Origin of the sequence: Colwellia maritima, from assembly GCF_022669015.1 — a bacterium.
Taxonomy (GTDB): Bacteria; Pseudomonadota; Gammaproteobacteria; order Enterobacterales; family Alteromonadaceae; genus Colwellia; species Colwellia maritima.
On the sequence record NZ_JAKKSL010000001.1, the window covers coordinates 633,118 to 647,269 of the forward strand.

Sequence of the window (14,152 nt, forward strand, 5' to 3'; positions counted from 1 at the left end):
AAGTAGTTAATACGTTGCTTATCCTCGGCGAAAGCAACGTAACAGCATCATGGAGACTTACATGACAGATAAGGAAAGTGTCGCCAATCAAGCGGTCGCAGAAGGGGGCTCATATGAGCTTATTAAACGCCGGCTATCCACCTTAGGTAGTGATTTAAATACACAAATTAAACAGTTGAATAACGAACGTGTTAACACGTTTGGCTCAACTGATATGAAGGTTGATGCGCGAGTTAGGGTGCGAACTGAACATAATTGTGTTGCTAGAGATATCGTGGCGATAGGCGATACTTTATTATTTGGATACAACGTTTTTTTAGGCTTAAAACGTAACATCACCGTTGCAGATGTTTTCAGTCTACATCAAATTCAAGAACAGGAGGGTGAAGTTGATATTGTTGACGTGCCAATGCAGGGGAGTTTTCTAGAACACCCTAATTTTGTACGCGATTTTGATGAACTGTACACTTACTATAACAAAACTTTTTTAGCACATGTCTATCGGCAAGGCAGCAAGGTTTACGCAATATTCCGTATTGGCGAACGACTTGATGATATACGAGTGTTTCGATGGGCAATTGATGCTAATCAGCAGGTTACCTATATTGATAATCGTGGTGAACGAGATATAAAACAACCTGAGAACTTTGATTTTCAATGGCATAAAGTGACTCGAGAGCAACAAGAGCAGGGAAAATATCCGCACTTTAATTTATTTGATACCCTGTTTGTCGAAACAATTGGTGGTTCGATTACTTTAAAAGTTGAAAATAATACCGCAGAAGGGCAAGGCATTTATTCAGAGCCTGTTGATGACCCACACCAATCTTTAGATGATGCCGATATTCGTTATGCCAAAGTTGGCGAACTTATTCTATTAAAAATAAAGCCTTACCGCGAAGACAAAACACGCCATTTAATATTTAATTGTAAAACGCAACAAGTGCTTAGACAAGATGCCATCGCCCATGCCTGTATTCAATTACCCGAAGATCACGGTATTATTTTTCCGGGTGGTTATTATCTGCAAAGTGGTGAGCATAAGAGTTTTGAAGACAGCGCAGAGGATCTGCAATTACATCGTGTGGCAAAATCTCCTAACGGCGAAGATTTTCTGTATATTTTTTATGAGCCCAATGAAGGTCAATATGCCTTATTTGGCTATAACTTAATTACCAGAACACTGCAAAATCCAATTTATGGTCATGGGCAAAGTATATATAACAATGGTCGAGCCGTTGTTTTTAGTGCTGAATCTGAGCCATCGCGTGTTCATGCCATGCAAATATGGCAAACCCCTTTTTGTAGCGAAGAGCATGCCAGTACGCAACCAGTGGATAATAGTTTTTTTGGCAAAATTGGTAATCCTGAGTGGTTCGTGGTGTTTCTGACTTATACGGCGTTGTTAAACTGATCACCGTGGAACAACCTAGTGCGCAACATTTTAATGACTTAGTCAAAGAAGCGGCTCAGCTGTTTGATAAATATCACTGGCTTAATGATAAATCATTGGTATCACTTCATGGGCTTATAAAGCAAGTAGTGACCACGGCTGAATTAGTGTTAGATGAGTTTGAAAAAGTATCTAGCATTAAAGCAAATGCCGATAATGTGATGTCTGGCGCAAAAGAAAAGTTAGCAAAACTTAGCTTGCACTTGAAACACCCAAGCTTTAACACAGCTAAAGAATATGTCGATAATTTAGCTGAGCTAGCGCAATTTAAAGGTGAATTGATTTCTCATAAAGAACTGCGTTATGTGGATGTAGACGAAATCCACACAATGGAAATTAATGTAGATGAGTTAACTAAGCGCCTTAGCCAAGCAACCGCAGACTTTTTACAAAAAGACAAAGCGCTAACACCTTATCACGAGACCATTAATGAGTTAGATAAAGCAGTAGAAGCAAGTGAATCGATTACGGCTTTAAAACCTATTCGTACGTCCATAGAGTCATTGGTGGCAGGGTTAGATCTACTAAACCACACTATGCTGACGTTAGATATTGAAGACAGTAGACAAAGAACGCGTATTTTAGAAGATATTTCAACGGTTTTTAGTCAAATAAACCGTGTTAAAGCAAGTGCAGATATTGCGGCTAAAAACGTCGGCAGTAAAGAAGCGCGGGCTGAATTTGGTGCAAGGTTTAAACTATTAAGCCAGAGTGTTACAAGTGGTTTAAATGCTAGCGATAGCCCGCAAGCGTGTGATCAGCAGCTGTCTCAACTACTTATTCAATTAGAAGAGTTAGAAAGCCAATTTAGCGATTATGATGAGTTTTATCAGGAGATTCTCGCTAAACGAGATGAAATATACGATAACTTTGAGCAACATAAACAACAGTTAATGGACGCCCAAGCAGCGCCGTTGTTTAAATTTGATGACGGCAGCAACACGTATCATCGAAGGGGTTATTCGTCGTAGTCAATCATTTAATGACCGAGATAAATTAAACAGTTATTTTTTGGTGACCCAATGGTTGCCAAGCTCAGACAACTTATTGAGCAGTTACGAACGCTTGATGATAATGTGCGCGCTGATGACATTGACGCTCAATTGAAAAATGCCAAAGAGCAAGGGATCCGTTCCCTAAGAGATAAAACTGATATCTATTCGGCTGATGGTAGCTTAGTCAAAATTGGTGAACATCAATTTTCAGTGAATAAACAAAAATTAGAATTAACACTGTTACCGCGTGATCACACCATGGTATTGCATATTAGCGGCAGTGAATATTTTGAAACCCTTGCACCTGAGTTATTTGCCAATACTGAACACTTATGGCAACAAGAATTGGTGTCTGAATGTGAGAATGTGTATCGCGCAGAATACCTTGCTGCTACTATTTTATTTGAAGCTGAAGTGTCAGGTAAAGCAAAGTTAGATAGCCTCAAAGCGGCAGTACAGCAAAATACGTTAGTTGATTTGGTAAGAAAAACGGCAGAACCATTATACCAAGAAGGTTACGACAAAGGCGTGCACGATGCTGATGCCGCACTAATCTTAACGCAATTATTATCCTTGAAAGAATCAATAGGACTATTAGCTTATCCCGCTCAAGAACGAAGGTTAGCCGTGCTGTTTTTTACAACAGCACTCACAACAACTGAGCGAAATGACTTAATACATCGTTGTCAAAACCTGCACTTAATGGAAGAAACATTTGGTAGTGGTCAATTACGACAACAATTAACCAAAGAACTCGCCGCCAAATTGGATAATTATCTTACCAGTCAACCGTGGTTAGTTTCTGACCCATTATTATCGGCAACCTATTTAGTGTACGAATTGGCATTAGGCGAAAAATTTGTTATTAAAGAAGCGAGTGTTGAATTAGCTGAACAGTTAACCAGTCAGCTGAAACAAAAAAGCATAGAAAAGCAAATTAGTAGTGCGTTAGTCCGGTTGTTCTTCCATAGAGCAAAAATATCAACTACATCTTGCTTGGGTGCAATCATTTGTTAATTATCAGCATATTAGCAACCAATTAGATGTCATTATTGAAGCATCACTGTTTTTAATGATGTCAGATAAATGTGAGTTTTATACTTCTAACGCGAATACTGATTGTGTGGTGGAAGGACTACTCGGACAGCACACGCAAATTGTAGATAGAAAAATTGCAATTAACTATCAAGCATTTATTTCAAAGTTACGTCAATTTAGTAACGAACGTGTTACTGCCTTTAAGAAATTTCATCAAAAGAAACAAAGTGTATTGGACGCACAGCGTAAACGATTACGTTTAGAAGAATTCAAACCGAGAGCACTGTCTTCGTTTGTTCGAAATAAGCTGATTAATGATGTATATTTTCCAATTATAGGTACCAATTTAGCGAAACAAATTGGTGCAGCAGGTAATAAAAAGCGCTCCGATTTAATGGGATTATTATTACTTATTTCACCGCCAGGTTATGGTAAAACAACCTTAATTGAATATGTTGCCAGTAAGTTAGGCATGACTTTCGTAAAAATTAATTGTCCCTCTATCGGTCATGATCAATTGTCACTTGACCCAAGCACAAGCTAGTAATTCAACCGCAGAAAATGAGGTGAAAAAAATCAATTTAGCGTTTGAAATGGGCAACAATGTCATGCTTTATCTTGATGATATTCAACATACTAATCCTGAATTTTTACAAAAATTCATTTCCCTATGTGATGGTTCAAGAAAGGTTGATGGCGTATTTAATGGTAAAAGCAAAACCTATGATATGCGTGGCAAAAAATTTGCTGTGGTGATGGCAGGTAACCCATATACCGAATCGGGCGAAGCCTTTTCTATTCCTGATATGTTAGCCAACCGCGCAGACATTTATAACCTGGGTGATACCTTAAGTGGTCGTGAGCACGAATTCTCCTTGAGCTTTATTGAAAACAGTTTAACCAGTAACCGTTATATCGCGCCTTTAGCTACCCGAGATATGGATGATCTGTATAAATTGGTTCAAATAGCTGACGGAAACCCAATAGCAACAACAGAATTGCAACATGGTTATTCACAAGCTGAAGTAAACGAAATAGTTGCCGTAATTAAGCGAATTCGTAAGATTCAAGAAACAGTATTAAAAGCTAATGCCCAATATATAGCTTCTGCTGCACAAGACGATAAATACCGAACAGAGCCACCGTTTAAGTTGCAAGGTAGTTATCGAAACATGAATAAAATGGCCGAAAAAGTTGTGCCAGTAATGACCGATGAAGAAGTGGAACAACTTATTGCTGATCATTACCGTGGTGAGGCGCAAACACTTACTGTTGGCGCGGAAGAGAACCTATTGAAATTGGCAGAAATCAGAGGCAATCAAACCGCAGAACAGTTGACGCGTTGGCAACAAATAAAAGCAGACTATGTACGTCATAAAAATCTGGGTGATAATGACAACCCTATAGCGACAATTGCTAACCAAATATCGTTACTGCAACAAGGGTTGAATCAAATTGGACAGGCGTTACAACAGCCTCAATCTGAGGGATTAGCCGCGTTAAATGAAACCCTAGCGAGCCTCAAGCTACAAGTTAATGTTGAAAAACCTGACCACTCAGCTTTAGAGCAAGCAATGTCTTCATTTTCTGAACATGTCGACTCATTTTTAACGCCACTTGTAACCGTACTGCAAAGTAATAAAAGTGTTGTCTTTGGCGTTGGTTAATACGTTACAGAATATGGAGATAGGCTCCAGTGACACAGACATAAGTTCCAATACTGATTCGTCTAAGGCAAGTAAATCGAATAAAGTACTAACAACTAATACCGAAGAGAAAACAGAAGATAACTCAGATGAAATTGTAATTAAGTGATGATTTTTGGTTTTAATTTTATTCATACTATGGGATATTAATCTTAATGATGTTGACATAAGCTTGGAGTAGCTTAGATAAAACCATTATGGTCTGTTTACATTATTTATAATTTTAATTAGGAGATTTCATGAAAAAATTAATTGGTTTAGCTTTAACTATTGCAGTGCTTAGCGCTTGTTCACCAAAAATCGGCAGTGAAGAATGGTGTGCTTCGATGAAAGAAAAAGATAAAGGCGAATGGACAGCGACAGAAGCTAAAGATTTCACTAAACACTGTATCTTTTAAAAAACAATAAAGTGCTTAACAACTTTTAAAATAGCAGGGTACGATTTTACCCTGCTATATTTACTTTCTTAGTCCTTTTTATGAACCTGAATACTATATAAGTCATGGCGTCTATCGCGCATGGTATGTACTGCACCGTGATTATGTAGTTGTTTGAGCAAATCAATATTCACATCCACAATAACTGTCATTTCTGAATTTGGCGTTGCCTCGGCTTTAATACCCGTAGTTGGAAAGGCAAAATCAGCGGGCGTAAATACAGCAGACTGCGCATACTGAATATCCATATTGTTTACTTTGGGTAAGTTTCCTACTGCACCGGCAATGGCCACGTAACATTCATTTTCAATGGCCCTTGCCATGGCACAATGCCGTACTCGTGTATAACCGTTTTGTGTATCAGTTAAAAACGGCACAAATAAAATATTCATACCTTGATCAGCTAAAATTCTTGCGTACTCTGGAAATTCCACATCATAGCAAATAACAATGCCTATTTTTCCACAATCGGTGTCAAATACTTTAAGGTTGTTTCCCCCCACCATCGACCAACTACTCACTTCAGTCGGCGTAAGGTGAATCTTGTCGTAACGTTCCCATGAGCCATCACGACGACATAAAAAACCAGAGTTATACAGGCTTTCATCAACGAAAAACGGCATACTACCAGTAATAATATTAATATTATAAGTGATGGCTAATTCAATAAATTTATCTCTAATTTGTTCAGTATACTCAGCTAATCGGCGAATACTTTCTGTTAACCGTAAATGATTAAATGCGGCCATTAACGGGGCGTTGAATAATTCAGGAAACATGACAAAATCACTTTTGTAATCTGAAACAGCATCAACATAAAACTCCATTTGATCAAATAAATCATTAATGCCTTTCATCGACCGCATTTGCCATTGCACTAAACCTAACCTAACTTCTGAGCGTGGTGCATTGATTAGTTTGACATTCTTAGTGTAAAAAATATTGGGCCATTCAAGTAGGGTGGCATACTCTAATGATTCTGTATCGCCAGATAAATACCCTGTGAGTAACTTACGTACATAAAAGTCATTAGCGAGTTGAAAACTTAAAACGGGATCATACAACTCTTTAATTTTTACTTTTTCTATGTATTGTTTGGCTGACATTGTACTCGCATGCTTTGCGTAATTTGGCATGCGTCCACCCGCGATAATGGCGCGTAAATTCAAATTTTCACACAGCTCTTTGCGAGCATCATATAAACGTCTTGCTAAACGCAAGCCTCGATATTCAGGATGAATGAAAACTTCAATGCCATACAAGGAATCTCCTTTCGGGTCATGATTGTCAAAGGTCATATTACTGGTAATTTCGGCATACGTATGCTCATCACCAAAATTAGCATATTCAATAATGAGTGAGAAAGCACAGCCGACAACGATACCATCAACCTCTACACAAATTTGACCATCAGGAAACTTAGTTAATAACGCTTTCACTGTGGGTTCATCCCACGTTGACAATTCTTTGTTAAGGTAAACCGACTCGCTTGCTTTACGTAGTTCAGTCATGTCTTGTAAGGTTAAATGACGAACGATGACACTATTAGCTTCCATAAATATTCCTAGAAGTATTGATATTGCCACATTGTCTGCCAGTACTGGCGTAAAAGGCAATCAAATCTTAATGATCAAATCAAAATAATTGTAAATATTAGGTGAATTTATCCCTGTGAAAACCTGATTAATAGCAATATTTTTAGATAAAAAATATTGCTATTTCATGTGTGTATGGCATAAAGATACTATTAAACATTTGCTATTAATTAAGATAGCAACAGTAGAAGCTTGTTTTAAAGCAAAGAATGGTTGTATTTTTTCCGTCATTATTTTTATTGCTCAAAGGAATAGTAAAGGAAAACTCTGATACTAAATCTTGTTCAAGATGCAATTCAGACATGGTATTGCGAAAAGCCACTAAAGGTAAAAACGCAGGCAATGAGTTTTTAGGGATGTAGTGCATTTCCTAAATGCAGAAATGTGGTTGAAATTGGTTAGTAAAATTTAGGTTTTTAATAAAAAAATTCATTGCGCATATTTAGGCTCTGTTAAAAGGAATTGAAAAATGAACAAACTAAGCATTAACTTTGAAAATTGTTACGGTATTAACAAACTTGAATATGAATTTGATTCAGAAGAAAGTGGTAGCAGTAAAGGGGTCTATTCCATATACGCACCTAATGGTTTCATGAAAAGTTCATTCGCCAGAGCATTTGAAGATGTACAGTTTGGGAAGTTAAGTCGAGATATTGTTTTTCCAGAACGAGAGACAAAAAGGGAAATAATTATTGATGCTGAGAATATAGAGCCTGAAAGTATTTTTGTCATTAAACCCTACAGTGAAAGTTATAGCTCAGAGAAAACCTCATTACTTCTTGTTAATGAGGAATTGAAAAAAAAATATGATATTGCATTAAAAGAGATAGAGCAAAAGAAAGCAGGTTTAATCAAGTCGTTAAAAGAACAATCAGGGATAAAATCCAGAACGGTTTCCGTTGAATCAATACTATGTAAATCATTCGAAAAAAGTGAAAAGGATCTCTCTGATTTGTTTTCAGAATTGCTCGAATTGACAGATGACTTCTCTCATTTCTCAGGAATAAAGTATGGCGATATATTTAACGATAAAGTTATCAAATTTCTTGAGTCAGGCGATTTAAGTAAAGAGCTTGAGGACTATATTCAAACTTATGACACCCTTATTGAAAAATCACCTGTATTAACAAGGGAGTTTAATCATCAAAATGCGGTAATCATATCAAAAAGCCTAAAAGATACTGGTTTCTTTGGAGCAGAACATACAGTAAATTTAACATTGCCTACAGGAAAGCATGAAGTATCTTCTCAGGAAAAATTGACCCAGTTAATCAAAGAAGAGCAGGATAAAGTAATTACTGATCCTGATTTATTGAAGAAATTTACTGCTATTGATAAAAAATTAAGTAATGCTGAAACTAAAAAATTCAGAGAGTATATTACTGATCATAAAGATTTATTACCTGAGTTGAAAGAATACAGAAAATTTGAGAAAAAACTCTGGATTGCATATTTGCAAAAGCAACCCGAATTCTTGAGAGAGTTTGTAGCAACCTACCAAACCAATAAACAATTGATTATAGATATAACTCAAGTCGCGAAAGATGAACAAACAATTTGGCAATCAGTCGTTTCTACTTTTAATAAACGATTTAATGTGCCTTTCAATTTAACAATTGAGAATCAAGATGATGTTATTTTACAGAGTGCTTCTCCTACAATTGCTTTTGAATTTGATGATGGACGAGAAAAAAGGGATATTAATAAAACAGATTTAATGGATGTTTTAAGTCAGGGAGAGAGAAGGGCTTTATATATACTTAATTTGTTATTCGAAATTGAAGTGAGATTACGGCACACAACGCCAACACTATTTATTGTTGATGATATTGCAGATTCATTTGACTATAAAAATAAATATTCTATTGTCGAGTATTTAAAAGTTATAGCAGAGACAAGTTATTTTAAGGTTATTTTCTTAACTCATAATTTTGATTTTCATAGAACTATTTGCGGTCGTATTGGAATTTATGGAAATAAGCGTTTATTTACGATTAAATCTGACAGTAGAATTAAATTTACTCAAGAAAAATATCAAAGAGATGTATTGAATCACTGGAAAACACAACTTCATATAGATATGAAATGTGTTTTGGCCTGCATACCATTTGCTAGAAACCTATCTGAATATTGTGGAAACACAGGCGAGTATAATTTGTTAACAGCTCTCCTTCACCTTAAGCCAAATACTGATGATTTAAGGATTTCTGATCTCCAAACAATTTATCAAAATGTATTCACAGATAAAAGTAATGTTGAATTACCTGCACCTCAAAATCTGATAACTGAACAATTAATGCAGGTAAGTGAAGCTATTGTTGCAGAGGCCAGTGATGAAGCTCAACTCGAAGATAAAATAGTTCTTTCGATAGCCATAAGACTTGAAGCAGAAAAGTTTATGATACGAAAAATTAACGATCAAGGCTTTGTAAATGATATTAGGACTAATCAAACACAAAAGCTCTATGAACGTTTTTGTAATGATTTTGGCGATGAGCAAGAAAGCATAATAGCACTTGACCAAGTAAACTTAATGACGCCTGAAAACATACATCTTAACTCTTTTATGTACGAACCGATTTTGGATATGTCAGCAATTCATCTATATAAATTATTTAATGATGTTAAAGCCCTAAATACTTCTGGTAACGACAATGATTAATCAGAAAAAGTTTCGGCCAATTTTGAATGATATTGCAACACGTTCATTTCGAGATGTAGCAGATAATGACTATATTACTGCCCGTTTATGTTACATCAATCGTTTATACCCACAATATATTTGGTATTCACAACAAAGCGTTGAAAAATATTTAAAGGCGATATTGCTGTTTAACATGCAATCAACAAGAAAATTACGCCACAATCTTGAAAAAGCATATGAAAGAATAACTGAACTTATACCAAAGCTTGGAATGGAATTATCTGACACGACAGTTAAGTATATTCAGTATTTGGACACTTGGGGGGAGAATAGGTATTTCGAAAAAGCTCATTTCATCTCCCCATGCAATAGACTGGATAAACTAGATGAAGCCGTTTGGGAAATTAGGCGTTATTGCAAATATTTTAATAAGAACTATGAAAGCTACAAGCTTGAACTAGAACAGGCTCAAAAGGCAACATCAGATCAGAAAGTGCAGTTTATAACAAATGGTATTTTAGAGAAGATAATTAATAATGATAATCATATTCATCATTCAATACTTTTAACTTGTAATAGACACTTTGGTGACTTCTCTGAAGAAGTTCACACGCCACTTCATGCAATAAACCCAACGCAAACTTTACACCCTGAGTATTTCGAAGAACTAAACAAGTACATACAGTTTCCAAAAGAAGTTGTTGATACATATAAGGAAATAAATAGCCACGCTGACCTATAGCTGAAATATCCTTATATGAGGTTCCTAATTACAAATGAGAATTTGCCCCAGATGAGAATTCTGAGAATATTCACATTACCGATAAGATTAACCAATAATAAATAAAAAAATATTGATTAACGATTTTAGAGTTTGCACTTTACTTGGTTAGATGAATTGCTCCAAAGGGTGCATCTCTTAAATGAATACAGATGCAATTTCTGATAATAATATGATGAATATCTTTGTATCATATGCCATACAAGGCTTTCAGCTAAATAACCGTCACAAAATTGATCGACTTCATTAGAAGCGCTCTCGCTCAATATTGGAATGATAAACCCGAAATAATCACATAATAATAGCCCTTTCTTGCAACCGACCAATCGGTTTGTTAATATTCAAACGTAAAATATTGTTAATTCTAAGAGTCTTAAATCATGAGTGATGCAGAACAAACACGCCAAAAAATTCTTGAAGTAGCTGCCGATGAAATTCATCAGCATGGCTTTCAAGCAACTAGTTTGTCTACCACACTGAATCGTTGTGGTATTTCTAAAGGTGCGCTGTATTATCATTTTACTAATAAGTTAGAACTAGGGTATGCGGTATTTGAAGAGATTTATGTACCTAGCTTTCTAGCTACCTGGCAGCCTGCTTTGAGTCAAACTGATCCTATAGAAGGTTTATGTGAATTTTTCACATCAATGTGCGAGTCTATGGTGTGTAGTGAGGCTGTTTGCGGTTGTCCGTTAAATAATCTTTGTGAAGAAATGGCGAATGTTGATGAAGGTTTTCGGTTGAAGGTTTTGTCAATGCAAGAGAAGCTCAATACACTGATTGTTGAGGCTTTAACTCGTGTAGAAGGTGAACTTCGTGAGGGGTTAAAATTTTCTCAGGTTGCTTATTTTATTGTTTCAACTTTTCATGGTGCTACCTCGTTAAGTAAAAGTTCACGTAATAAAGAGTTATATCAACAAGTTATTTTAGAACTTTGTTTATATATTCGTGCGTTAAAACAGTAACGCACTATCAATTATTGTTATTAAAAAATATTTTTTATAAAAATGGGTTACAAACCGAACGGTCGGTGTTATTATTCTTATATTGAATATACCGAGCGGTCGGTTTGTTGTTGGGTAACAATAGTAGCTGACCGATTAACGCCTTCAGGGAGTAATAATATGCTACGCCTAACCAATATTTTGATGATATTTGTATTATCATTTTCACTGTCTGCCTTTTCGTCTGAACCATCAGCGCCTTCACCTTATGCCGTTTTAGAGAATGTTGGTAATAAGCTATTTAATCGTATTGCAGCAAGCCGCCAAGAAATAAATAAATTTCCATCATTGATGCAAGACATAGTTGAAGAAGAACTGATGCCTTCAATAGATTATCAATATGCGTCATATCGCATTTTAGGTAAGCATTTAAGAAAAACTAGCGCAGCACAACGCGAGCAGTTTGTTAGCTCTATGCGTAATTATTTGTCAAGAACCTATGCAACAGCATTGACGAAGTATAAAAATCAACAAGTTATTTTTGAGCCTGAAAAATCGGTAGCTAACAAGAAGATTGTCGGGATAAAAATGCAAATTGTTGAGCTCAATAACCCCACAATAGATGTTATTTTTAAAATGAGAAAAAATAAAAAAACTGGGGAATGGAAAGCTTTTGATATGGTAGTTGAAGGTATTTCTTTACTAAGTAGCAAAGAAGCTGAATTGAGTACCCGAATTGCTAAACAAGGTATTGAACAAGTGTCTGTTGAGTTAGCGTCAATTGCAAAATAGTGTAGGCATTTATTAAGCGCGGCTTAAGTCTTGCCTACCATTTATATTATCGCTTTTGTCTTTATCTAGCGATACTCTGTAAAACTTCAATTGACACTAAGTTAGTGACAGACGATTTCAGTTCATCCATTGTAGAACAAACAACAAGTAAACCTTCGTCATTCAAGGTCATATAACCCTGCTCTCGTAGTGTATTAATTAACGTGGCCTGTGCTTTTTTATCAATAAATTCTGGCGCAGTAATATTGTTTAATACGGCTAAGCGCTTAGCAATAGCCACAACTTTCTCCTCTAATTCTCGTCTTGAAAGCGGTGCTAAACGTGTCGCTAATGAGGTGATGATTGCTAACCTTTGTAGGCTTTCATCAATACATTCCGCGAGTAAATGTACTTGATTAAGCTGAGGAGTATTATCGATTAAAGACCAAAAATTTGCTTTGGTTTGCTTAATGACACCGTTGCCTTCTAATGCTATCAGTAAACTTTCAACTTGCTGTGTAATTTGCTGAGGTGTTTGCCACAGAAATAAGTCTGTTTTTAGGGTTTTCAATAAACTAATTGTTTGGGAAATTATTTTCTCATGAGATATTTTGCTGTTATGTGTCAATAACCTACATACTAAAGAACTTAATGCGTAAGTGTGCAATATATTATTACGGTAATAACGCATTTCTAAACTAGCAGAATCATCAAGTGAAATAATGGTACCAAAACTGTCTTGACACAGGGTTACCTTGTTGAGAGAAATAACATGTTCAAGTAATTCAGCTCCGTTTTCTTCTGGTATAGTTAAATGTTCACTGTAGGGTGCTTCACGCTGAATAGTCAGGAAAAAATCTAAGTGTTTTTCAAGGTCAGCCTTAGCTAGCGCTTTGTTTTCGCAAGCATGTAAAATTAAGGCAACCAACGCCACACCGTTCAATGCAGCGCATTGGTTAATGCGGGTCATTAACTGATTTGATATTTCGTTAACGGTAGGTGTTAACCAATTCGGCTTTTGTGGATCAAATGGGTCTATGGCTTCTTTCCACTTGGTACTTTCTCGTTTAAATAACTATTAATATTGATAGGGTCGCCGAAGTTTACATAGCCATTACCATAATTTCGTAAGCTTTTAATTGCTTTTAACACGCCAAAAATAGATTCGTTTTTCTTGGCGCTACCGCTTAACTCTTTATGATAGGTGCCTACTTCCATGACATGTTCATAGCCTAAATACACAGGAACTAAGGTTAATGGGCGATCTATTCCGCGCAGAAGGCTTTGAATGGTCATTACTAACATGCCTGTTTTTGGCGGTAATAACCTACCTGTGCGACTTCTTCCACCTTCGGTATAATATTTAACGGAATAACCACGTTCAAATAATAAGCTTAGGTATTCACGAAAAATAGTAGAATATAAACGGTTGCCAAGCAAAGCTTCGGCGGATAAAAAAGGCACCACCTTTTCTAAAAATGGTGCCTGCCGGCCAGAAATTTAGGTTAATACCGGCTATACGTGGCATAACTAAACCTTCTTGAATAATGACATAAGAAAGTAATAAGTAATCCATGTGGCTTCTATGGCAAGGTACATAGATAATTTCGTGACCGTCTTGTGCTAATTTTCTTAATACTTGTGAATTGTTGACTTTTATATTGGTATATAAACGCCCCCATAGCCGCCTTAAAAAGCGTTCCCCTAAACGAACTAATGAAACGCTATAATCGCCCGCTATTTCATCCATCATAGCAAAGGCTTGTTTTTTGACTTTATCAGTACTGA

Annotated in this window: 13 protein-coding genes and 1 pseudogene; 11 read left to right on the forward strand and 3 right to left on the reverse strand. The window is 36.1% G+C overall.

Going from position 1 to position 14,152, the window contains the following annotated elements:
- The first annotated feature begins 61 nt into the window (after window positions 1-61).
- From L3081_RS03150 to L3081_RS03180, 7 genes are all read left to right on the forward strand, one after another.
- Window positions 62-1,414 (forward strand): DNA repair ATPase, encoded by a 1,353-nt coding sequence (locus L3081_RS03150; RefSeq protein WP_242283368.1) that lies wholly within the window; start codon window positions 62-64, stop codon window positions 1,412-1,414.
- Window positions 1,372-2,424, forward strand: a complete 1,053-nt coding sequence (locus L3081_RS03155; RefSeq protein ID WP_242283369.1) for a DUF7902 domain-containing protein — start codon at window positions 1,372-1,374, stop codon at window positions 2,422-2,424. Before L3081_RS03150 ends, L3081_RS03155 begins: the two co-directional genes overlap by 43 nt.
- Window positions 2,425-2,475: 51 nt before the next feature.
- Entirely contained in the window at window positions 2,476-3,465 is a 990-nt protein-coding gene (locus tag L3081_RS03160; RefSeq protein ID WP_242283370.1) for a hypothetical protein, read from the forward strand.
- The gene (locus L3081_RS27895; RefSeq protein ID WP_242283371.1) at window positions 3,449-4,030 is read left to right on the forward strand and encodes an AAA family ATPase; all 582 of its coding nucleotides are present in this window, start codon (window positions 3,449-3,451) and stop codon (window positions 4,028-4,030) included. The genes L3081_RS03160 and L3081_RS27895 overlap by 17 nt, the downstream gene beginning before the upstream one ends.
- The gene (locus tag L3081_RS03170) at window positions 3,996-5,153 is read left to right on the forward strand and encodes a hypothetical protein (RefSeq protein ID WP_242283400.1); all 1,158 of its coding nucleotides are present in this window, start codon (window positions 3,996-3,998) and stop codon (window positions 5,151-5,153) included. Before L3081_RS27895 ends, L3081_RS03170 begins: the two co-directional genes overlap by 35 nt.
- Window positions 5,140-5,301, forward strand: coding sequence for a hypothetical protein (locus L3081_RS03175; RefSeq protein WP_242283402.1), 162 nt, complete (start codon window positions 5,140-5,142; stop codon window positions 5,299-5,301). Before L3081_RS03170 ends, L3081_RS03175 begins: the two co-directional genes overlap by 14 nt.
- A 130-nt stretch (window positions 5,302-5,431) precedes the next feature.
- A complete protein-coding gene (locus L3081_RS03180) occupies window positions 5,432-5,590 on the forward strand; it encodes a DUF3012 domain-containing protein (RefSeq protein WP_242283404.1) in 159 nt (52 codons plus the stop codon).
- Between the two features lie 68 nt (window positions 5,591-5,658).
- Here L3081_RS03180 and L3081_RS03185 read toward each other — a convergent pair whose 3' ends face one another.
- Window positions 5,659-7,185, reverse strand: coding sequence for a carbon-nitrogen hydrolase family protein (locus tag L3081_RS03185; RefSeq protein WP_242283406.1), 1,527 nt, complete (start codon window positions 7,183-7,185; stop codon window positions 5,659-5,661).
- 508 nt (window positions 7,186-7,693) lie between these two features.
- On the opposite strand from L3081_RS03185, the gene L3081_RS03190 reads away from it, so the two are divergent.
- The 4 genes from L3081_RS03190 (at window position 7,694) to L3081_RS03205 (ending at window position 12,385) form a co-directional block, all read left to right on the forward strand.
- Window positions 7,694-9,886, forward strand: coding sequence for an ATP-binding protein (locus L3081_RS03190; protein WP_242283407.1), 2,193 nt, complete (start codon window positions 7,694-7,696; stop codon window positions 9,884-9,886).
- Window positions 9,879-10,610, forward strand: a complete 732-nt coding sequence (locus L3081_RS03195) for a HEPN domain-containing protein (protein ID WP_242283408.1) — start codon at window positions 9,879-9,881, stop codon at window positions 10,608-10,610. The genes L3081_RS03190 and L3081_RS03195 overlap by 8 nt, the downstream gene beginning before the upstream one ends.
- A 419-nt stretch (window positions 10,611-11,029) precedes the next feature.
- On the forward strand, window positions 11,030-11,614 hold the full coding sequence (locus L3081_RS03200) for a TetR/AcrR family transcriptional regulator (RefSeq protein ID WP_242283412.1): 585 nt from the start codon (window positions 11,030-11,032) through the stop codon (window positions 11,612-11,614).
- 159 nt (window positions 11,615-11,773) lie between these two features.
- Window positions 11,774-12,385 carry an MlaC/ttg2D family ABC transporter substrate-binding protein gene (locus tag L3081_RS03205; RefSeq protein ID WP_242283414.1) on the forward strand — a complete coding sequence of 204 codons (612 nt, stop codon included), beginning with the start codon at window positions 11,774-11,776 and terminating at the stop codon, window positions 12,383-12,385.
- 61 nt (window positions 12,386-12,446) lie between these two features.
- Here the strand turns inward: L3081_RS03205 and L3081_RS03210 are convergent.
- A pseudogene (locus L3081_RS03210) lies at window positions 12,447-13,831 on the reverse strand (1-acyl-sn-glycerol-3-phosphate acyltransferase).
- A complete protein-coding gene (locus L3081_RS26290) occupies window positions 13,767-14,117 on the reverse strand; it encodes a 1-acyl-sn-glycerol-3-phosphate acyltransferase (RefSeq protein ID WP_274620301.1) in 351 nt (116 codons plus the stop codon). Before L3081_RS26290 ends, L3081_RS03210 begins: the two are co-directional and overlap by 65 nt.
- Window positions 14,118-14,152 lie beyond the last annotated feature (35 nt).